20 protein-coding genes are annotated in these 18,672 nt (G+C 69.1%); 8 read left to right on the top strand and 12 right to left on the bottom strand.

What is annotated here, in order from left to right:
- Positions 1-103: 103 nt before the first annotated feature.
- The gene (locus tag O2L01_RS08470) at positions 104-1,099 is read left to right on the top strand and encodes an aldo/keto reductase family protein (protein ID WP_270121472.1); all 996 of its coding nucleotides are present in this window, start codon (positions 104-106) and stop codon (positions 1,097-1,099) included.
- Here O2L01_RS08470 and miaA read toward each other — a convergent pair.
- Positions 1,096-2,046 (bottom strand): tRNA (adenosine(37)-N6)-dimethylallyltransferase MiaA, encoded by a 951-nt coding sequence (gene miaA / locus O2L01_RS08465; RefSeq protein WP_374727624.1) that lies wholly within the window; start codon positions 2,044-2,046, stop codon positions 1,096-1,098. The two genes, O2L01_RS08470 and miaA, sit on opposite strands and share 4 nt — an antisense overlap.
- 116 nt (positions 2,047-2,162) lie before the next feature.
- Here miaA and O2L01_RS08460 point away from each other — a divergent pair, with 116 nt between their 5' ends.
- The 5 genes from O2L01_RS08460 (at position 2,163) to O2L01_RS08440 (ending at position 9,155) form a co-directional block, all read left to right on the top strand.
- A complete protein-coding gene (locus tag O2L01_RS08460) occupies positions 2,163-3,380 on the top strand; it encodes a DUF349 domain-containing protein (RefSeq protein ID WP_270121469.1) in 1,218 nt (405 codons plus the stop codon).
- 169 nt (positions 3,381-3,549) lie between these two features.
- On the top strand, positions 3,550-4,308 hold the full coding sequence (locus O2L01_RS08455; protein WP_270121468.1) for a tyrosine-protein phosphatase: 759 nt from the start codon (positions 3,550-3,552) through the stop codon (positions 4,306-4,308).
- Positions 4,309-4,424: 116 nt separating this feature from the next.
- Positions 4,425-6,212 (top strand): ABC transporter ATP-binding protein, encoded by a 1,788-nt coding sequence (locus O2L01_RS08450; protein WP_270121467.1) that lies wholly within the window; start codon positions 4,425-4,427, stop codon positions 6,210-6,212.
- Between the two features lie 2 nt (positions 6,213-6,214).
- A complete protein-coding gene (locus O2L01_RS08445) occupies positions 6,215-8,068 on the top strand; it encodes an ABC transporter ATP-binding protein (RefSeq protein ID WP_270121545.1) in 1,854 nt (617 codons plus the stop codon).
- Positions 8,069-8,252: 184 nt separating this feature from the next.
- Entirely contained in the window at positions 8,253-9,155 is a 903-nt protein-coding gene (locus O2L01_RS08440; protein ID WP_344469139.1) for an NADP-dependent oxidoreductase, read from the top strand.
- A 42-nt stretch (positions 9,156-9,197) separates the two neighbouring features.
- Here O2L01_RS08440 and O2L01_RS08435 read toward each other — a convergent pair whose 3' ends face one another.
- Positions 9,198-10,265 carry a class I SAM-dependent methyltransferase gene (locus O2L01_RS08435; protein WP_270121544.1) on the bottom strand — a complete coding sequence of 356 codons (1,068 nt, stop codon included), beginning with the start codon at positions 10,263-10,265 and terminating at the stop codon, positions 9,198-9,200.
- Here O2L01_RS08435 and O2L01_RS08430 point away from each other — a divergent pair.
- Entirely contained in the window at positions 10,146-10,415 is a 270-nt protein-coding gene (locus tag O2L01_RS08430; RefSeq protein ID WP_270121543.1) for a hypothetical protein, read from the top strand. The genes O2L01_RS08435 and O2L01_RS08430 overlap by 120 nt on opposite strands.
- On the opposite strand, the gene O2L01_RS08425 is transcribed toward O2L01_RS08430, so the two are convergent.
- From O2L01_RS08425 to O2L01_RS08395, 7 genes are all read right to left on the bottom strand, one after another.
- Positions 10,324-11,343: a HEAT repeat domain-containing protein gene (locus O2L01_RS08425; protein WP_270121465.1), complete on the bottom strand. Its 1,020-nt coding sequence runs from the start codon at positions 11,341-11,343 to the stop codon at positions 10,324-10,326. The two genes, O2L01_RS08430 and O2L01_RS08425, sit on opposite strands and share 92 nt — an antisense overlap.
- A gap of 4 nt (positions 11,344-11,347) precedes the next feature.
- Positions 11,348-12,016 carry a HEAT repeat domain-containing protein gene (locus tag O2L01_RS08420; RefSeq protein ID WP_270121464.1) on the bottom strand — a complete coding sequence of 223 codons (669 nt, stop codon included), beginning with the start codon at positions 12,014-12,016 and terminating at the stop codon, positions 11,348-11,350.
- A gap of 52 nt (positions 12,017-12,068) precedes the next feature.
- Positions 12,069-12,506, bottom strand: coding sequence for a type II toxin-antitoxin system VapC family toxin (locus tag O2L01_RS08415; RefSeq protein ID WP_270121463.1), 438 nt, complete (start codon positions 12,504-12,506; stop codon positions 12,069-12,071).
- The gene (locus tag O2L01_RS08410; RefSeq protein WP_270121542.1) at positions 12,503-12,853 is read right to left on the bottom strand and encodes a toxin-antitoxin system HicB family antitoxin; all 351 of its coding nucleotides are present in this window, start codon (positions 12,851-12,853) and stop codon (positions 12,503-12,505) included. Before O2L01_RS08410 ends, O2L01_RS08415 begins: the two co-directional genes overlap by 4 nt.
- 9 nt (positions 12,854-12,862) lie before the next feature.
- Complete coding sequence (miaB, locus tag O2L01_RS08405) at positions 12,863-14,368, bottom strand: tRNA (N6-isopentenyl adenosine(37)-C2)-methylthiotransferase MiaB (protein ID WP_270121462.1); 1,506 nt, start codon at positions 14,366-14,368, stop codon at positions 12,863-12,865.
- A gap of 54 nt (positions 14,369-14,422) precedes the next feature.
- Complete coding sequence (locus tag O2L01_RS08400) at positions 14,423-14,797, bottom strand: cupin domain-containing protein (protein WP_270121461.1); 375 nt, start codon at positions 14,795-14,797, stop codon at positions 14,423-14,425.
- A gap of 147 nt (positions 14,798-14,944) precedes the next feature.
- Positions 14,945-15,991, bottom strand: coding sequence for an aldo/keto reductase (locus O2L01_RS08395; protein WP_270121460.1), 1,047 nt, complete (start codon positions 15,989-15,991; stop codon positions 14,945-14,947).
- A gap of 90 nt (positions 15,992-16,081) precedes the next feature.
- Between O2L01_RS08395 and O2L01_RS08390 the strand changes: the two genes are divergently transcribed.
- A complete protein-coding gene (locus O2L01_RS08390) occupies positions 16,082-16,690 on the top strand; it encodes a TetR/AcrR family transcriptional regulator (protein WP_270121459.1) in 609 nt (202 codons plus the stop codon).
- A gap of 153 nt (positions 16,691-16,843) precedes the next feature.
- Here the strand turns inward: O2L01_RS08390 and O2L01_RS08385 are convergent, their stop codons facing one another.
- The 3 genes from O2L01_RS08385 to ilvC all read right to left on the bottom strand — a co-directional run bounded on the left by O2L01_RS08385 (position 16,844) and on the right by ilvC (position 18,655).
- Entirely contained in the window at positions 16,844-17,272 is a 429-nt protein-coding gene (locus O2L01_RS08385; protein ID WP_270121458.1) for a type II toxin-antitoxin system VapC family toxin, read from the bottom strand.
- Positions 17,269-17,523: a type II toxin-antitoxin system VapB family antitoxin gene (locus tag O2L01_RS08380; RefSeq protein WP_270121457.1), complete on the bottom strand. Its 255-nt coding sequence runs from the start codon at positions 17,521-17,523 to the stop codon at positions 17,269-17,271. Before O2L01_RS08380 ends, O2L01_RS08385 begins: the two co-directional genes overlap by 4 nt.
- A 121-nt stretch (positions 17,524-17,644) precedes the next feature.
- Positions 17,645-18,655 (bottom strand): ketol-acid reductoisomerase, encoded by a 1,011-nt coding sequence (gene ilvC / locus O2L01_RS08375; protein WP_270121456.1) that lies wholly within the window; start codon positions 18,653-18,655, stop codon positions 17,645-17,647.
- Positions 18,656-18,672: the final 17 nt, after the last annotated feature.

The following is an 18,672-nucleotide window of genomic DNA, read 5'->3' as shown; positions in this document are numbered from 1 at the left end:
CCCACCGGGGCCCGCAGGGAGCCACGGTAGGCGAGCCGGGAGTCCATGTCGTTCACGACACGGAGGACGTCAAGCTAGCCGCACGGCAGGTAATCTCTTGAGCATGGAGTTTCGTCATCTCGGCCGCTCAGGCCTCGTCATTTCCGAACTGGTCTACGGCAACTGGATCACCCACGGCGGGCAGGTGGAAGAGGACGCCGCCGTCGCGTGCGTGAACGCCGCCCTCGATGCCGGCATCACCACCTTCGACACCGCCGACGTCTACGCGCAGGGCGCCGCTGAAGAGGTCCTGGGCCGCGCGCTCAAGGACCAGCGCCGCGATGGGCTGGAGATCTTCACCAAGGTGTACTGGCCGATGGGCCCGGGCAAGAACGACCGGGGCCTCTCCGCCAAGCACATCAAGGAGTCCATCGACAACTCGCTCCAGCGTCTGCAGACCGACCGCGTCGAGCTGTACCAGGCCCACCGCTGGGACGTCGAGACGCCGCTCGAGGAGACCATGCAGGCGTTCGCAGACGTCGTGCACGCCGGCAAGGCCCACTACATCGGCGTCTCCGAGTGGACCGCCGACCAGATCCGCGCCGGCGCCGAGCTCGCCAAGGAGCTGAAGATCCAGCTCGTGTCGAGCCAGCCGCAGTACTCCGCCCTGTGGCGGGTCATCGAGGCCGAGGTCGTCCCGGCCTCCGAGGAGCTGGGCATCGGCCAGATCGTCTGGTCCCCGCTGGCCGGCGGCATCCTCTCCGGCAAGTACAAGCCGGGCCAGGCCGCTCCGGCGGGCTCGCGCGGCGCCGACCCGAAGTTCGGGCGGTTCGTCGAGGGCTGGATGAACGACGACGTGCTCGAGCGCGTCCAGCAGCTCGGCCCGATCGCCGAGGAGCTCGGCCTCACCATCGCCCAGCTCAGCCTCGCGTGGGTGCTGCAGAACTCGAACGTCTCCGCCGCGATCATCGGCGCGACCCGCCCCGAGCAGGTCGCCGAGAACGTCAAGGCCGTCGGCGTCGAGCTCGACGACGAGGTCATGGAGAAGATCAACAAGCTCCTCGAGCCGGTCTCCGTGACCGACCCGAAGGAGACCACGGCGCCGAACCCGCGCGCTTAAGCGCTCATCGTTCGCGCCTCGATCTTCGCGAGGACGAGCGGGAACAGCTCCGGATCGGCCGCATCGAACCACTCGATGCGGCCGTCCCTTTTGAACCAGGAGCGCTGGCGGCGCACGAACCGGCGCGTGCCCTGCGCGGTGAGGCGGAAGGCCTCGGCCTCGTCGTACTCCCCCGCGAAATGGGCGAGCACCTGCTGGTAGCCGAGGGCGCGGGACGCGGTGCGGCCCTCGCGCAGGCCCTTCGCTTCGAGGTCGCGGACCTCGTCGAGGAGTCCGGCGTCCCACATGTGCTGGACGCGTTGCGCGATCCGCTCGTCGAGGGCCGGGGTGTCGAGGTCGACGCCGATGCGGACCGCGTCGAGGTGGGCCTTCGGTTCGGGCAGGCTCGCGGTGAAGGAGCCGGTGAGCTCCACGACTTCGAGGGCGCGCACGACGCGGCGGCCGTTCGAGGGCAGGATCGCCTTCGCGGCGGCCGCGTCGAGGGTCTTCAGGCGCTCCCAGAGCGCGGCCGAGCCCTCGCGTTCGAGGTCGGCTTCGAGCCGGGCGCGGATCTCGGGGTCGGTGCCGGGGAAGTCCATCTCGTCGAGCGCGGCCTGCACGTACAGGCCCGAGCCGCCCACGAGGACCGGGCGCATGCCGCGGGCGCGGATGTCGGCGATCGCCTCGCGGGCGAGGCGCTGGTAACTGGCCACATCGGCGGGTTCGGTGACCTCCAGGACGTCGAAGACATGGTGCGGGATACCGCGCTTCTCGGCCTCGGTGATCTTCGCGGTGCCGATGTCCATGCCCCGGTAGAGCTGCATCGAGTCGGCGTTCACGACCTCGCCGCCGAGCGTTTCGGCGAGCGCGACCGACAGCGCGGTCTTCCCGGCTGCGGTGGGCCCTACGACGGCGATCACCGGCGGCTGTAGGGTGGGGAGGCCGCCAGCGCGCGATGCAGAGCCCAACTGAACTTCCCCTTTGGTTTCGTGTCGGCACCGCCCGGGTGGCGGCTACCCGTCAACCACCGTAAGGTACGGGAAGTACGTCCCTAAGTTCGTGTGAAGGATTTGAGATTACCGCGATGAGTGACCTCGGAGACTGGACCAGCTTCGGCCGCGTTGACGCCGACGGCACGGTCTATGTGAAAACCTCCTCCGGCGAGCGCGCGGTCGGCTCGTGGCAGGCCGGCTCCACCGAGGAGGGCCTCGCGCACTTCGCGCGCAAGTACGCCGACCTCGTGGTCGAAGTCGATCTCATCGCCGCCCGGCTGAACTCGGAGTCCGCCGACGTCGAGCAGGCCGCCTCGCAGCTGCGCAAGCTCCGCGAAGGGCTCGACACCGCGGCCGTGGTCGGGGACGTCGACGGCCTCGCCGCGCGTCTCGACGGCCTCTCGAAGCACGCCGACGACAAGCTCGGCGAGTTCAAGGCCGCGAAGGACGCCGAGCGCGCCGAAGCGGTCGCCGCCAAGGAGGCCCTGGTGGCCGAGGCGGAGGAGCTCGCGGCGAAGGACAGCCACTGGAAGGCCTCGGGCGCCCGCTTCTCGGAGATGATCGAGGAGTGGAAGGCGATCCACGGGGTCGACCGGAAGACCGACCAGAAGCTGTGGCGCCGGTTCTCGTCCGCGCGCGACACGTTCACGCGCCACCGCGGCGCGTACTTCTCGCAGCTCGACGCCGAGCGCAAGGTCATCGCGTCGAAGAAGGAAGAGCTGATCGCCCGCGCCGAGGCGCTGTCGACCTCGACCGACTGGGGACCGACCGCCGACGCGCTCAAGGGCCTCATGGCCGAGTGGAAGGACGCCGGGCGACTGGCTCCCGACGCCGAGCAGAAGGCCTGGAAGCGGTTCCGGGCCGCGCAGGACGTGTTCTTCAACGCCCGCTCCGAGGTCTTCTCGGCCCGCGACGCGGAGCTCGACGCCAACCAGGCCGCGAAGGAAGAGCTGCTGAAGCAGGCTGAGGCGCTGGACATCGAGGCCGACCCGAAGGCCGCGCAGAACGCGTTCCGCGAGCTGCAGGCCGGCTGGCACGACATCGGTGCGGTCCCGCGCAAGAACCAGGCCAAGCTGCAGCGGCGCCTGCGCAACGTCGAGGACAAGCTCCGCGACGCGCTGGACACCGCCTGGCGCAAGGTCCCGGTCGAGAAGAACCCGCTGCTGCTCCAGATGCGCCAGCAGGTCGCCGAGGCCGAGGAGAAGCTCGAGCGCGCCAAGGCCGACGGGAACGCGGGCCGCATCAAGAAGGCGGAAGCGGACCTGGCCAGCAAGAAGCAGTTCCTAGCTTTGGCCGAGGGCACCAAGTAGGCGATACCCGCCGTTGTCCCGGGGTTTGCGGAAACGCGTGAGCGCGTTCGCGGACGGATCGGGATAATGGGACAGGGCTACAACGGCGTGGACCGATCCGGTTCACGCCGTTCGCTTTGCCCGCAGCCGTTCCCCGCCGCGCACCCCGACGAAAGGAAGGCAGACGCCGATGGTCTTCGAGAACGACCCGCTGGAGACGCTTCCCCCGCAGTTCATCCCGACCGTGAACGTGTTCAACCTCCGTGACGTGGGCGGCTGGAACGCCCTCGACGGCAAGAAGGTCAAGACCGGCCAGGTCTACCGCTCCGACAACTTCGGCAACGCGACCGAGGCCGACATCGACCACGTCGTGAACCACCTCGGGATCAAGCACGTCATCGACCTGCGCCGGGCCGAGGAGTGGGACGAGTCCGCGAAGTTCCCCGACGTCGACGGCGTCGAGTTCCACCACTTCGAGATGCTGCACATCAAGTGGGAGAGCATCGGCGTCCGCACGAGCGGCATCACCGACGAGGCCGAGCTCGTCAAGTTCCTGCGGCACCGGTACACCGGGATGATGGAGTCCGGGTACCACTCGGTGCGCGACACGCTCGAGGTGATCGCGAGCGGCGAGCCGGTGGTCTTCCACTGCATGGCCGGGAAGGACCGCACCGGGATCATCGCGGCCGTCCTGCTCTCGATCCTCGGGGTCGACGAGGAGGACATCGCGGCCGACTACGCGCTCACCAGCTTCGGTTCGGCGCGCTGGCGCGCGTGGCGCGACGAGCACTACGGCAAGCCCGAGGTCGAGGGCGGCCTGGGCACCCCGGCCGAGGCGATGCGCCAGACCATCGCGGAGATCAACGCCCGCTTCGGTTCCATGGAGCGGTACGCCGATGCGATTGGTTTCAAGGGCTCGGACACCTTGCGCGACATGCTGCTTCAGTAGTCGTCGGACACCGCCGGCCGACCGCTAGCCGGTCGGCCGGTGAAATTCGATTGCTCCGTGTCGGACCCTGCTCGTACGGTGGTTCGGTGGGCTCAGAGCGGTTGAAAACTCCAGAAGTGTCCGAACCAGACGATCCGAAGCCACGGCGTTCGGCAGAGCCTTCGGCTCTCACGAACCTGTGGCGCATCAAGAAGTACCTGTACCCCTACCGGTACCGGCTAGGGCTGCTGTGGACGATGGTCCTGCTGAACATCGCCTCCGGCCTGGCCATCCCCCCGCTCGTCGGGAGGGCCATCGACGGCCCGATCCACGACGGCGACATGCGGGGCCTGTGGGTCATCGTCGGCGTCATCGCCGTCCTCGGCGCGGCCGACGCGATCCTCCAGCTCTCCCGGCGCTACATGCAGACCACGACCGCGATGGCGATCGAGGCGGACATGCGGGCCGGACTCTACGAGCACCTCCAGCGGCTGCACACCGGCTTCCACGACCGCTGGCAGACCGGGCAGCTCCTGGCCCGCGTCACCTCCGACCTCGGCATGATCCGGCGGTTCTTCGCCGGAGGCCTGGTCTTCGCCATCACCTCGGTCGGCATGATCGTGATCATCCTGGGCCAGCTGCTGTTCATCGAATGGCGCCTGGCCCTCATCGTCGCGGCCTCGGCCGTGCCGCTGTTCCTCATCGGCCGCAAGTTCTTCAAGGGCTACCTGCCCGCGGCCAGGTCCGAGCAGGACCAGTCCGGCGAGGTCTCGAGCGCGGCGGAGGAGTCCGCGCTCGGCATCCGCGCGATCAAGGCGCTCGGGCGCGGGCCGCTCATGGCCGCTCGCTTCGAGAAGGAGGCCGCCGAGCTGCGCGACCGGGGCATCCGCAAGAGCCTCATCGCGTCCCGCTCCTGGTCGGGCTATGACGCGATCGCGACGGCCGCGATCGGCGCGGTCCTCGTGTGCGGCTCGATCATGGTCGCCGAAGGGAGCCTGACCGTGGGCGACCTGACCGCGTTCGTCATGCTGCAGCTCGCGCTGCTGTGGCCGATCGAGGCCTCGGGCTGGGTCATGGCCCACGGCAACGAGGCCATGACGGCCGCCGACCGCGTCTACGAGGTCTTCGACACCGAACCGGAGATCAAGGACCGGCCCGGCGCGAAGGCGATCGACCGCGGCGAGGTGCGCGGCGAACTCGTCTTCGAGGACGTGCGGTTCGGGTACGAGGACGACTCGCGCGACATCCTGCGCGGCGTCGACCTGCGGATCAAGCCCGGCGAGACCGTCGCGATCGCCGGCAAGACCGGCTCGGGCAAGTCGACCCTCGTGTCGCTGCCCTCGCGCCTCAACGACCCGACCGGCGGCCGGATCCTCTTGGACGGCACGGACATCCGGGACCTGCGGCTCGCGAACCTGCGGTCGGTCGTGACCACCGCGTTCGAGGAGGCCACGCTGTTCTCGATGAGCGTGCGCGAGAACCTGGCGCTCGGCCGGCCCGACGCGAGCGAAGCGGACCTCGAAGAGGCCCTTCGGGTCGCGCAGGCCGAGTTCGTGTACGACCTGCCGTACGGGCTCGACACCCGCATCGGCGAGCAGGGCCTCTCGCTCTCCGGCGGCCAGCGCCAGCGCCTCGCGCTCGCCCGCGCTGTGGTCGTGCGCCCGGCCGTGCTGGTCCTCGACGACCCGCTGTCCGCGCTCGACGTGCACACCGAGGAACTGGTGGAGCGGGCGCTGGCGCAGGTGCTGCGCGAGACGACCGCGCTGGTCGTGGTGCACCGGCCGTCGACGGTGGCGCTCGCGGACCGCGTTGCGCTGCTGCATGAAGGGCGGATCGCGGCGTTCGGCAGGCATTCCGAGCTGATGGCCGCGAGCCCCGAGTACGTGGACGTGCTCTCTGCGGAGTCTGAGGAGGTGGCGGCGTGACGATGACCGACAAGCCCGCTGACAAGCACGTGTCCTGGCGCGGGCAGGCGGAGTCGGCCGAGGCCGACCGGACGAGCGCCGAAGTGGACGACGCGGAGGCGATCAAGGAGCTGCGGAGTCAGTCGCGCAAACTCCTGGGGTCGATGATCCGGCCGCATAAGAAGGCGATCGGGTTCCTGTGCGCGATCCTGGTGGTGCAGAACTTCACGAGCATGGCCACGCCGCTGCTGGTGATGTTCGGGATCGACAACGCGATCCCGGCGATCAGCGAGCGCGGGGACTACTCGGTGCTGATCGGGATCGCGATCGCGTTCGCGGTCGTCTCGATCACCAAGTACATCACGGTGCGGCTGTACATCGCGCAGTCGGCGAAGGTCGGCAACGCGATGCTGTTCGCGCTGCGCAACAGGGTGTTCCGCAAGTTCCAGGACCTCTCGGTGTCGTTCCACGAGCGCTTCACCTCCGGGCGGGTGACGGCCCGGCAGAGCTCGGACATGGAGTCGATCCGGGAGATGACCGAGAACGGCGTGGACGACCTGGTGCTCGCCGGGCTCAACGTCGTCACGATCACCGTGGTCATGCTGGTGATCGACCCGCGCCTGGCGGCGGTCACGCTGCTGACGTTCCCGCTGATGATCCTGTTGGGCCGCTGGTTCAACCGGGTGTCGACGCTGGCGTACCGGCGGGCGCGCGAGACCGTGGCGCTCCTCATCGTCTACTTCGTGGAGTCGATGGGCGGCGTGCGCGCGGTGCAGGCGTACCGGCGCGAGGAGCGCGACCGGGAGCTGTTCGCGGGCTTGAACACGGACAACCGGTTCGCGCAGGCGAAGGGCCACCAGCAGAACGCGTTCATGTCCGGCGGGATGCGCGGCATCGGGCACCTCGCCACGGTCGTGGTGCTCGTGTTCGGCGGCTGGCAGGTCATGCAGGGCAACACCGAGGTCGGTGTGCTGGCGGCGTTCCTGCTGTACATGAAGCGGTTCTTCGACCCGCTGAACGAGCTGGTGCAGTTCTACAACGTGCTGCAGTCGGCGACTTCGGCGCTCGAGAAGATCTCCGGCGTCCTCGATGAGGACGTGGAGGTGGCCGAGCCGAAGGAGCCGCGCGCGATCGAGTCGCCGCGCGGGGAACTGCGCTTCGACGACGTGCGGTTCCAGTACCGGGACGACCAGGTGGTACTGCCGGGGCTCGACCTGCGCATCCCGGGCGGCCAGACGGTGGCGCTCGTGGGGTCCACGGGGGCGGGGAAGACGACGATCGCGAAGCTCGTGAGCCGGTTCTACGACCCGAAGGCGGGCACGGTCGCGCTCGACGGCGTGGACCTGCGGGACCTGACCGAGCGGGATCTGCGCGCGAACATCGTGATGATCACGCAGGAGAACTTCCTGTTCAACGGCACGATCGCGGAGAACATCGAACTCGGCAAGCCGGGGGCGAGCCGGGAGCGGATCGTCGAGGCGGCCAAGGTCGTGGGCGCGCACGAGTTCATCGACGCGCTGCCTGACGGGTACGACACGCACGTGCGCAAGCGCGGCGGGCGACTCTCGGCCGGGCAGCGGCAGCTCGTGGTGTTCGCGCGGGCGTTCCTCGCGGACCCGCGCGTGCTGATCCTGGACGAGGCGACCTCGTCGCTCGACATCCCGTCGGAGCGGCTGGTGCAGCGGGCGCTGCGCACGATCCTGGCCGACCGGACGGCGATCATCATCGCGCACCGGCTGTCCACGGTGGAGATCGCGGACCGGGTGCTCGTGCTGGAGCACGGCCGCATCATCGAGGACGGCCACCCCGACGAGCTGATCGACCACGGCGGCGAGTACGCGACGCTGCACCGGCAGTGGGAGGACAGTCTCGTCTAGCGGGCTGAGGGCGGGCGGCGCGAGCCGCCCGCCCGGCTATTCCCCCGGGCCGAAAGAGCGTCGATGGTCACGGGCGGGGGCGAACCGGAATGACCGGTGCGGCTCGAAGGGTTGGATCTGCGGTAACGGTCCAACCCCGCGGCCTTGGAATACCTTGGCCCGCAGACAGAAAGCCAGGTTCGCCATGTTCGCCCTCACCTTCGCCGAGTACGGTCCGTCCTCAGTGCTCGCCGTGGCCGAAGTACCCGAGCCGCACGCCGGGCCCGGCCAGATCCGCATCAAGGTCCGCACCGCGGCCGTCAACCCGATCGACTGGAAGATCCGCGCCGGGTACCTGCAGGAGCTGTTCCCGGTCGAGTTCCCCGGCATTCCCGGCTTCGACTCGGCGGGCATTGTGGACGAGGTCGGCGAGGGTGTCACGGGCGTGAAGGTCGGTGACGAGGTCATCGGGTACGGCCCGACCGCGCAGGCCGAATACACCGTGGTGGACCACTTCACCTTGAAGCCCGCGTCGATGAGCTGGGAACTCGCTGCGGCACTGCCGACTGCGGCGGAGACCGCCGTGCGCGCACTGGAACTGCTCGGGCTCGCCGAGGGGCAGACCGTGGTGATCGACGGCGCCGCCGGGTCCGTGGGCAGCGCCGCGGTGCAGTTCGCGGTGGCGAAGGGCCTCAACGTCATCGGTACCGCGAGCGAGGGCAACCACGACTATCTGCGTTCGATCGGCGCGCAGCCGACGGTGTACGGCGAGGGCCTGGCCGAACGCGTCGCCGCGCTCGCTCCTGAAGGAGTGCACGGCGCGATCGACGCGGCGGGCGCGGGCTCGCTGCCCGAGCTGGCGGCGGTCACCGGCGAGCCGAAGCAGGTCGTCACGATCGCCGACTTCTCCGGCTCGGTCCCGGAAGCCCGAGTGACGACCCACTCCAGTGCCTTCCACGCGCTCGCCGAAGCGACCGCGCTGTTCGAGTCCGGCAAGTTCGACCTGCGCATCGATTCGGTCCACGAGCTCGCCGACGCGGCGAAAGCCCAGGACGCGAGCCAGACCGGCCACGCGGCCGGCAAGCTCGTCCTGAACGTCGCGAACTGAGAAGTCAGAAGGGCCGGGGCGGCAACGCCCCGGCCCTTCGCGTCACCGGCGGGCGGTGACGATGAAGTAGTCGACCCAGCCGCTCTCGAAGCAGCGCAACCAGTTCCGACCCCAAGAATCGCGGTGTTCGGTCTGGCCGACCCACTGGTCGAACTGCCGCCACACGTGCGTCCCGATCGAGGTCACGGTGATCTCGCCGAACCCGGCGGCGGTGAGATCGGCTGCGAACTCCCCCACCGGCCTGATGACGTCGACGCCGGAAGCGACGGTTTCGATCAGGTCGGCGACCTGGGACGTGTCCGCGCCGTCAGGCGAGAAGAACGTCGCGACGGCGAAGTTCCCGCCGGGTTTGAGAACCCGGTGCGCCTCGCGGGCGACGGCGGCGAGGTCGTCGACGTGCTGCAGCATTTCGACGGAGTAGAGACCATCGAAGGTGCCTTCATCCCAAGGGATCTCGGTGACGGACCCTTCGTGGTAAGAGAGCGGGAGTTCCTTGAGCGCCTTCGCATTGACCTCGGCAGCCCGGGCGAGTTGCGCGGGCGAGCGGTCGAGGCCCGACACGCTCGTGCCGAACTGGCGGGCGACGAGCGCGGCGCCCACGCCGATACCCGAGCCGAGTTCCAGGAGTCGCTGGCCCGCTTGCGGTTCGAGCCGCGAGACGACCTGCCGGTACAGCTCGGCCTGGCTGGCGGTGCGCTCCTCAACGGAGATCTCATGGCCGGGGTCGAGCTGGTCCCAGTATCCGTAGTTGATGAACGATCCCGAGAAGATCGTGAGCGAACCGAGATCCAACTCCCCGTACATGAAATCGCGCTGCGCCTGAACATCGGATTCCGTTTCCATGCCAACCGATTCTGGCATATTCCGCCGCGCGACACTCCTTCGCAGAAGGAGTGCTCGGTCTTCGCGCTCGACTAGGTTGAGGAGATCAAATCGATGTCGCGGATCGCTATCGATCTCGATGATGAACTCTGCGCCCAAGCTGCCGAGATCCTCGGCACCTTTACGAAGAGCAGCACCGTCAACGCCGCTCTCAAGGAGATCGTCGGCCGCCGGCGACGCCAGGATCTCCTGGATCGGCTCGCCGAAGGCGGGCTTGAGACCGAGGATCACGACGAGCTCCGGATGCGGGCATGGCAGCGCGAAGTGGACTTAACGCTCCCCGCTCTCAGCCACCGGCACGCCGCCGGTGGGCTTTCGTCATGCTGTCCGCGAGAGCTGCGGAAGTTCGGGCCACTGTCCGGTCTTCGTCTTCTGTGAGGCCGTGCAGCAGGTCGAGTGCGATGGTGTTCGGTAGTTCGACGAGGGCTTGGACCAGTCGCATCCGCACCGCGTGACTCGCTGCGGGCGCGGCGAGTTCGTTGACCAGGGCTAGCTTGATCGAGTCCGCGAGCCCCTGGCCGCTTGCCAAGGCGCCCAGGACTTCCGCCGCGTCCACGTCGTTCACGCCTGCGACGATCATCGCGACCAGGACCGGCACCGCTTCGGCGCTGCCTCGCGCGCCCAGCGCGAGTGCCGCGTGCCCGCGCACCTGCGGGTCCGGGTCGGCGAGCGCGCTGGTCAGCGCGGCGACCGGCTCCTCCCCCGGGAGGTCTGCGAGGACCCGGACCGCGCGCCGCCGCACCTCGGCGTCCTCGGATTCGAGGCCGGGAACGAGACTCGCCACCACGTCCTCGTCCACACGGGCGAGCGCCCAGCGCAGGGCGCCTGCGACGTGCGGATCGGCTTCGGCGAGCGCCGCTTCGGCGAGAACCGGGGCGGGCACGTCCGCCTCAGGGGCGAGGACGGTCTGCTGTCGTCTTGCGGCGCTGGGGGAACCGAGGCCGCGCAGGAGCTCGACGATCCGCAGTACGGACTCCCACTCGTCGGGTTCGGAGGCGTCGACCGCGCGGAGGCGTTTGAGGAGTTCCTGTTCGCGGGCCAGGCGGCGCTCGGTCTCGCGGATGAGCTCGCCGATGAGCGCGGCCGGGGCGAACCCCGGGTCGTCCAGGACCTGTCCGATCTGGCGCAGGGAGAGACCCAGGGTCCGCAGGGACTCCACATGGAAGATCCGCTGGATGTCCGCTTCGGCGTACTCGCGGTATCCGCCGACGGTGCGGCCGGTCGGCGCCACGAGCCCCAGGGACTCGTAGTGCCGGAGCATCCGGGCGCTCACGCCCGAGCGCCGAGCGACCTCACCGATCAGCATGGGCTCAGCCTTCCGTGCCGAGGGCGAAGACGCGCTTCGCCTCCTTGACGTCGAGTTCGAACGCGGCGTCCGGGTCCTCGAGCAGCCGCTGCGTGGCGGCCGCGTGGGCCGCTACGCCCGGGACGTCGCTCTCCTTCGCCCGCTTCAGGACCGGCTCGACGAGTGCTCCGAGGGCGATCAGGGCCCGGCTGAGGCTGAGCTGCACTTCGCGTCCGCCGCGCCCGAGCTGGGAGGCCAGTTCCTCGGCGAGACCGCGTTCCTCGCCGTCCGGCACCACCGCTACGGCGGCGCGCCACGCGGCGCGGGCGACCTCGTCATCCAGGTCGCGCAGCAACGTCGATGTCATCGCGGGCCAGGCCCGGACGTCCCCGATCTTCGAGAGCGTGTGCAGCGCTTGGCTCCGGGCCTGCGAGACCGCCGAGTCGAGCTCGGCGAGCAGGCGCGGCACCGTCAATTCCACGGGGAGCCGGGTCAGGGCCCAGGTGAGCATGTCCCGCACGTAGAAGTCGGGTTCGACCGCGCAGCGCGCCATGAGGGCGTCGAGCAGCGCGGGGTCGGGGTCGGTGCCGATCGCGAGCGCGGCCTTGAGCCTCACCGACGGAGTTCCCGCGGCGAGGGCCGCGGTGAGCCGGGTGTTCGTGTGTTCCGTGTTGATGGGGACCACCTCCTGCACCCCAGTGAACGCCTTGACACCGTGTCAATGTCAAGTTTCGGTTCGCGTCCCGCTAGATGAGGGTGAAGCCGCGGAGTTCGGCCACTGCGGCCTGCTCCTTGTCGCGGGAGGCGAAGGCGTAGGGCTCTCCTGCGGCGAGGTCGGGGAGGAGGAGGGTGGCGGTGGCGATGTGCCAGGCGTCCATGGCGCGGATGCCGTGGGTGGCGACGATCTCGAAGGCCTCTCGTTCGACCTCGTCCTGCGGTGCGGAGATGATCGTGATCGGGCCTTCGGGGGCGGTGTCGGCCTGCCAGATGTCGAGGAGCTGGTCCTTGTCGCGGCGCTTGGCGCGGGCGGTGCGGACGAGGGCACCGGCGACTTCGATGCGGGTCCAGGAGCCGGTGACGACGAGGACCTCGGGGTCGCGCAGCAGCTTGAGGGCCTCGGCGTGGCCGCGCTCGTCGGGCAGGTACGAGCGGGCCAGCACGGACGAGTCGGCGTAGACGATCACAGCAGGCGGTCCCGGTCCTCGTCGAACATCTCGTCGACGACGGGCCCGATGCCGCGCATCGAGTCGAGCACCCGGGAGCGCAAGGCCTCGACGTCCTTCACGGGCGGCGCTTCCTTCGCGACCTTCAGCGGGGACGCGAGCATGCCGAGGGCCGCGGCCCGGGCCTTGACCTTCTCGGTCGCGCTGCGGCCGTCGCTCTCGCCGATGACGGACAGGATCTCGTTCGCGATCGCGTTGACCGACCGGTGCTCACGCTTCGCCCGCTCGGTGAGGCGCGCGTGGAGATCGTCGTCGACGCGGAGGAGCAGCTGTTTCATGCTTCGATGATAGCACTTGAACGAGGTGATATCACTTGCTCAGCAGGCGCAGGCGGGGCCTTCCTGCTTCGGGAGCGGCTTCTTGCCGATGCCCGGCATGCCGAGGCTGACGCCGGGGAGCTTGGTGGCCTTGCCCGCGGCCCAGGCGTCGCCGGCCTTGGTGGCGCGGTGGGAGAGGATCTCGCCGTCGGCGACGAGGTGGTGCGGGGCGCCGTAGGTGACCACGGTCGTGACGACGTCGCCGGGGCGCACGCCCTCGGCGTTCCCGGTCGGACCGGTCTCGCTCGGGGTCACGTTGAAGTGGACGAGGCGGCCGTCGCGGGCGCGGCCCGAGAGGCGGCCGGTGGCGGCGTCCTTGCGGCCGTCCCCGACGGTCACCAGGACCTCGACCTCGGTGCCCTCGAGCTTGCGGTTCTCCTCCCAGGAGACGCGCTCTTGCAGGGCCACAAGGCGTTCGTAGCGTTCCTGGACGACGGCCTTGGGGATCTGGTCCTCCATCGTCGCCGCCGGGGTGCCCGGGCGGATCGAGTACTGGAAGGTGAAGGCGCTGGAGAAGCGGGCCTTCTCGACCACGTCGAGGGTCGCCTGGAAGTCCTCTTCGGTCTCGCCGGGGAAGCCCACGATGATGTCGGTGGTGATCGCCGCGTCCGGCATGGCCTCGCGGACCTTGTCCAGGATCTCCAGGTACTTCGCGGAGCGGTAGGAGCGGCGCATCTCCTTGAGCACGCGGTCCGAGCCGGACTGGAGCGGCATGTGGAGCGAGTGGCAGACGTTCGGGGTCTCGGCCATCGCCGCGATCACGTCGTCCGTGAAGTTCTTGGGGTGCGGGCTGGTGAAGCGCACGCGCTCCAGGCCGTCGATCTCGCCGCACGCGCGCAGGAGCTTGCCGAAGGCGAGCTTGTCGCCGAACTCGACGCCGTAGGTGTTCACGTTCTGGCCCAGGAGGGTGACCTCCGAGACGCCTTCGTCGACGAGGGCCTGGACCTCGGCCAGGATCTCGCCGGGGCGGCGGTCCTTCTCCTTGCCGCGCAGGCTCGGCACGATGCAGAACGTGCAGGTGTTGTTGCAGCCCACCGAGATCGAGACCCAACCGGAGTAGGTCGAGTCGCGCTTCGTGGGGAGGGCCGAGGGGAACGTCTCGAGGGACTCGAGGATCTCGACCTCGGCCTCGTGGTTGTGGCGGGCTCGCTCCAGGAGCACCGGCAGCGAGCCGATGTTGTGCGTCCCGAACACGGCGTCGACCCAGGGGGCGCGCTTGACGATCTCGCCGCGGTCCTTCTGCGCGAGGCAGCCGCCCACGGCGATCTGCATGTCAGGGTTCTCGCGCTTCGCGGGCGCGAGGTGGCTGAGGTTGCCGTAGAGCTTGTTGTCCGCGTTCTCGCGCACCGCGCAGGTGTTGAACACGACGAGGTCGGGTGCGGCGTCGCCGTCGGCGGGCACGTACCCGGCCTCTTCGAGCAGGCCCCCGATGCGCTCGGAGTCGTGCACGTTCATCTGACAGCCGTACGTCTTCACCTGGTACGTCTTCACCGCTTGGTCAACCACCCCCCAAGGATAGACGCGAGTCACGTCACAGCCTCAGGCCCGGGAACCCGGTCCTCAGCCGAACGCCTCCATGTTCTTCGTGACCACGTCGATCGTCTGCTGCAGCTCCTTGGTGGGGCTGAACTCCACGACCTCGGTGCCCTCGTAGAGGACGGGCGTGTGCCCGGGGCCGACGTGGTAGGCGTCCCCGGCCTCGAAGGTCTCGTCGCCGTCCGCGGTCTTGAACATCACCTTCCCGGAGAAGACGTAGCCCCAGTGCGGGCACTGGCAGCGGTCGTCGGGCAGGCCCTTGAAGTAGTCGGCGAGGTCGGCGTCGGACGAGTAGCTCTCGAACGCGACGGTGTAGCCCGTGTCGAGCTCGGTGAAGTGGCCCTCGTAGCCCTCGAGCGTCATGTGCTCGGTGGCGCTCGCCTTGGATGTCTTCGGCATGGTGTGCCTCCTCGTGGCGTAGGGATGCACGCCGGGACGGCCGCGCGGTCGGTCGAAGGCCTGCCGCGCGGGATCCCGACGGCGCCGATATGGGGGTCCGCCTCCATCATCGCGCCGCCGGGACGCCCGCGGCCCCGATCGCCCGGATCACTCGGCGACGGGGATGAGCGGCGGGTTGAGGCGGGCGAAGCCCTCCTGGCTCTCGTACGGGTAGTAGGGGTAGGGCGCGGTGCGGCCGCTGGCCTTGTCCAGGCGCGCGACCTGGTCGGCCGTGAGCTCCCAGCCGATCGCGCCGAGGTTGTCCTGGAGCTGGCGCTCGTTGCGGGCGCCGATGATGACGGAGGCGACGGTGGGGCGGCGCAGGAGCCAGTTGAGGGCGATCTGCGGGACGGTCTTCCCGGTCTCCTCGCTGAGTTCGTCGAGGACGTCGACCACGTCGTAGAGGAGCTCGTCGGCGACCGGCGGGCCCCACTGGGCGGTCTCGTGGAGGCGGCTGCCTTCCGGGAGCGGCTGCCCGCGGCGGATCTTGCCGGTGAGGCGGCCCCAGCCGAGCGGGCTCCAGACGACCGCGCCCACGCCCTGGTCGTGGCCGAGCGGCATGAGCTCCCACTCGTAGTCGCGGCCCACAAGGGAGTAGTAGACCTGGTGCGCCGCATAGCGGGTCCAGCCGTGCGCGTCGGCGGCCGCGAGGGACTTCATGAGCTGCCAGCCGGCGAAGTTCGAGACGCCGATGTAGCGGAGCTTGCCGGCCTTCACGAGGTCGTCGAGGGCGCTCACGGTCTCTTCGACCGGGGTGCCCGCGTCGAAGGCGTGGAGCTGGAAGAGGTCGATGTAGTCGGTGCCGAGGCGGGTGAGCGCGGCTTCGACGGACCTGATGAGGCGGGCGCGGCCGGTGCCCGCGTCGGCGGGGCCGTCGCCCATGGGGAGGGCGGCCTTGGTGGAGATGAGGGCTTTCTCCCTGCGGCCCTTGAGGGCCTGGCCGAGGACGCGCTCGGACTCGCCGTCGGAGTAGACGTCGGCCGAGTCGAACATATTCACCCCGGCGTCCAGCGCCATGTCGACCATGCGGCGGGCCTGGTCGGTGTCGGTGTCGCCCCAGGCGCTGAACAGCGGGCCGCGCCCGCCGAAGGTGCCCGCGCCGAAACTGAGGGCGGGGACGTGGAGGCCTGAGGCGCCGAGCCTGCGGTATTCCATGACGGATCCCTTCTAAAGGTTCTACAGTTCCGTTAAGAACTTCGACTAAGCTAGCCCACGAAGCGCCTTTAATGCAACTGGAGTCCCGTTATGAGTGACGAGCGTCCCGAACCCGGCACCGTCAGGCCCGGCGGCCGCACCGCGAAGACCCGCGAGGCCGTGCTCCGCGCCGCCGGCGACGCCCTCGCCGAGGACGGCTTCGACCGCCTCGACCTCGCCGAGATCGCCCGCCGCGCCGGCGTCGGCAAGACCACCGTCTACCGCCGCTGGGGCACCGTCCCCGGCCTCGTCGCCGACCTCCTCAACGAGATGGCCGCGGATTCGTTGCCCCGCACCGAGACCGGCTCGCTCCTCGGCGACCTCACCGCGCAAGCCCGCCTCGTCCAGTCCACATTGAGCGATCCACGCCAAGGCCCGCTCTTCAAGGCCCTCATCACCGCCGCCTCGTGCGACCCCCAGACCGCCGACGCCCTCCACCGCTTCTACGACACCCGCACCGAGGAATGGGCCCCCTGCGTCACCGCCGCGATCGAACGCGGCGAGATCCCCGCCGGCACCTCCCCCACCGAACTCATCCGCGCCGTCTCCGCCCCGCTCTACTACCGCCTCCTCATCACCGGCGACCCCATCGACGGAGCGGCCGCCGACCGAGCCGCCCAAGCAGCCGTGACGGCCGCGAAGGCAGGGGCATTCGCCTGAACGCAAAAGGCCGGGAACCGCATTGCGGTTCCCGGCCCTTTTCAGACCTGTCGAGACTTAAGCGGTCTCGGTGCTGATCACATGGATCACTACTCGGCTACGCCGTTTCCGTGATCTTGCGCTGCACCCAGCGGCAGAACGAAACCCGCGCATTCATGCGTCGCCTTCCAGCGGCGGCCTCAAGACCGCGATGTCGGTCTGAACGAAGTCTTCACCCACGCAAAGGATCGGCCAATCGAGCTCAGCGGCGACTCCGTAAACGATGCAGTCGCCGAAGTTCAATTTGGCGGGATGCCGCCCCTTCCCGAATCTGCGCCATGATTCGAGCGCCCGCTCAGCGGCCATTGCAGTGACATCGACGATTTCGATCTCGGCGTCGCGGAGAAACCGAGCGGCCGCGCCCGTACCGGAAGGTCCAAGGCGGGATTCGAGGACGATGCCGAGTTCGAGGTAGGTCGCCGCGGGCATGACAGCAGCGGTCGTCTGCGCCAGCGTCTCCGCCAGCCAGTCGGCACCAGGCTCGTCGCTCACGACCGCAACGACGGCCGAAGTGTCCACAACGATGTCGTCCGTTTCGGTCACGCGGGCAGGCCGTTCTCGTCATAGCCGATGATCTCGTCAGCGGAGCGGGCATCCAAGACCGGCAAGGACCGGAACTCGGCGCGGAGTGCGTCCAGGCGGTGGCGGATGCGCCGCGCGCGGGAGCTCCGGGCCTGGCGGTCCAACCGTTCTCGGATCGCCGTCTCCACGGCCTCGGTCAGGGATTCGCCGGTGGCGGCGATCAGTTCGCGTGCAAGCTGGTCGGCCGTCGGGCTCTTGATACTCAGTGCCATGTCTGCAATTCTAGCTCAGATTCCGGAAATCTAGAATCGCCGCGCCGCGCGCCCTGGCTTCTGGACGCCGAAAAAGGCCGGGAACCATTGCGCGGTTCCCGGCCTTTCATTTTGTACCGAATTAGGCAGTTTCGGTAATTTTGCGCTGCACCCAAGGCATGAGGGCGCGCATCTTGGCGCCCGTCTCCTCGATCGGGTGGTCGTTCTGCTCCTGCTGGAGCTTCTTGTAGTTCTCGCGCTTCTCGGACTCGGCGACCCATTCCTTGGCGAAGGTGCCGTCCTGGATCTCGGTGAGGATGCGCTTCATCTCGGCCTTGGTGTCGGCGTTGACGACGCGCGGGCCGCGGGTGAGCCCGCCGTACTCGGCGGTGTCGGAGACGGAGTACCACATGTTGGCGATGCCGCCCTCGTAGATCATGTCCACGATCAGCTTGAGCTCGTGCAGGCACTCGAAGTACGCTGCCTCGGGGGCGTAGCCCGCCTCAACCAGGGTCTCGAAGCCGGCCTTGATGAGCTCGGCGGCGCCGCCGCACAGCACGGCCTGCTCGCCGAACAGGTCGGTCTCGGTCTCCTCCTTGAAGGTGGTCTTCAGGACGCCCGCGCGGGTGCCGCCGATCGCCTTCGCGTAGGAGAGCGCCACCGCCTGGGTGTCGCCCGACGGGTCCTGCTCCACCGCGATGAGCGCGGGGACGCCCTTGCCGTCCACGAACTGGCGGCGGACCATGTGGCCCGGGCCCTTCGGGGCGACCATGGCGACGTTCACGTCCGCCGGGGCCTGGATCAGGTCGTAGCGGATGTTGAACCCGTGGCCGAAGAAGAGGCTCTTCCCGGCGGACAGGTTCGGGGCGATCTCGTCGGCGTACAGCTTGGCCTGCGCCGTGTCCGGAACGAGGATCATGATGACGTCGGCCCACGCGGCGGCCTCGGCCGGAGTGAGCACCTTCAGGCCCGCCTCCTCGGCCTTCGGGCGCGACTTCGAGCCCTCCTGCAGGCCGATGACGACCTCGACCCCGGAGTCGCGGAGGCTCAGCGAGTGGGCGTGGCCCTGCGAGCCGTAGCCGAGGACGGCGACCTTCTTGCCCTGGATGAGGGCCAGATCGGCGTCGTCGTCGTAGAACACTTCAGCGGACATGTACTGCTTCCTTCGTT

This window comes from Glycomyces lechevalierae (assembly GCF_027622945.1).
Classification (GTDB): Bacteria; Actinomycetota; Actinomycetes; order Mycobacteriales; family Micromonosporaceae; genus Glycomyces; species Glycomyces rutgersensis.
Note: the sequence above shows the minus strand (reverse complement) of the source record. Positions and strands in the feature narration are given on the sequence as shown.

What these genes read in the sequence shown, in the direction of transcription:
- O2L01_RS08425 (WP_270121465.1), bottom strand. Translation starts at nt 11,343, where the DNA reads ATGCTGATCGGTGAGGTCGCTCGGCGCTCGGGCGTGAGCGCCCGGATG.
- O2L01_RS08400 (WP_270121461.1), bottom strand. Translation starts at nt 14,797, where the DNA reads ATGCCGAAGACATCCAAGGCGAGCGCCACCGAGCACATGACGCTCGAG.
- ilvC (WP_270121456.1), bottom strand. Translation starts at nt 18,655, where the DNA reads ATGTCCGCTGAAGTGTTCTACGACGACGACGCCGATCTGGCCCTCATC.
- O2L01_RS08380 (WP_270121457.1), bottom strand. Translation starts at nt 17,523, where the DNA reads ATGGCACTGAGTATCAAGAGCCCGACGGCCGACCAGCTTGCACGCGAA.
- O2L01_RS08455 (WP_270121468.1), top strand. Translation starts at nt 3,550, where the DNA reads ATGGTCTTCGAGAACGACCCGCTGGAGACGCTTCCCCCGCAGTTCATC.
- O2L01_RS08395 (WP_270121460.1), bottom strand. Translation starts at nt 15,991, where the DNA reads ATGGAATACCGCAGGCTCGGCGCCTCAGGCCTCCACGTCCCCGCCCTC.
- O2L01_RS08390 (WP_270121459.1), top strand. Translation starts at nt 16,082, where the DNA reads ATGAGTGACGAGCGTCCCGAACCCGGCACCGTCAGGCCCGGCGGCCGC.
- O2L01_RS08445 (WP_270121545.1), top strand. Translation starts at nt 6,215, where the DNA reads ATGACCGACAAGCCCGCTGACAAGCACGTGTCCTGGCGCGGGCAGGCG.
- O2L01_RS08460 (WP_270121469.1), top strand. Translation starts at nt 2,163, where the DNA reads ATGAGTGACCTCGGAGACTGGACCAGCTTCGGCCGCGTTGACGCCGAC.
- O2L01_RS08440 (WP_344469139.1), top strand. Translation starts at nt 8,253, where the DNA reads ATGTTCGCCCTCACCTTCGCCGAGTACGGTCCGTCCTCAGTGCTCGCC.
- O2L01_RS08470 (WP_270121472.1), top strand. Translation starts at nt 104, where the DNA reads ATGGAGTTTCGTCATCTCGGCCGCTCAGGCCTCGTCATTTCCGAACTG.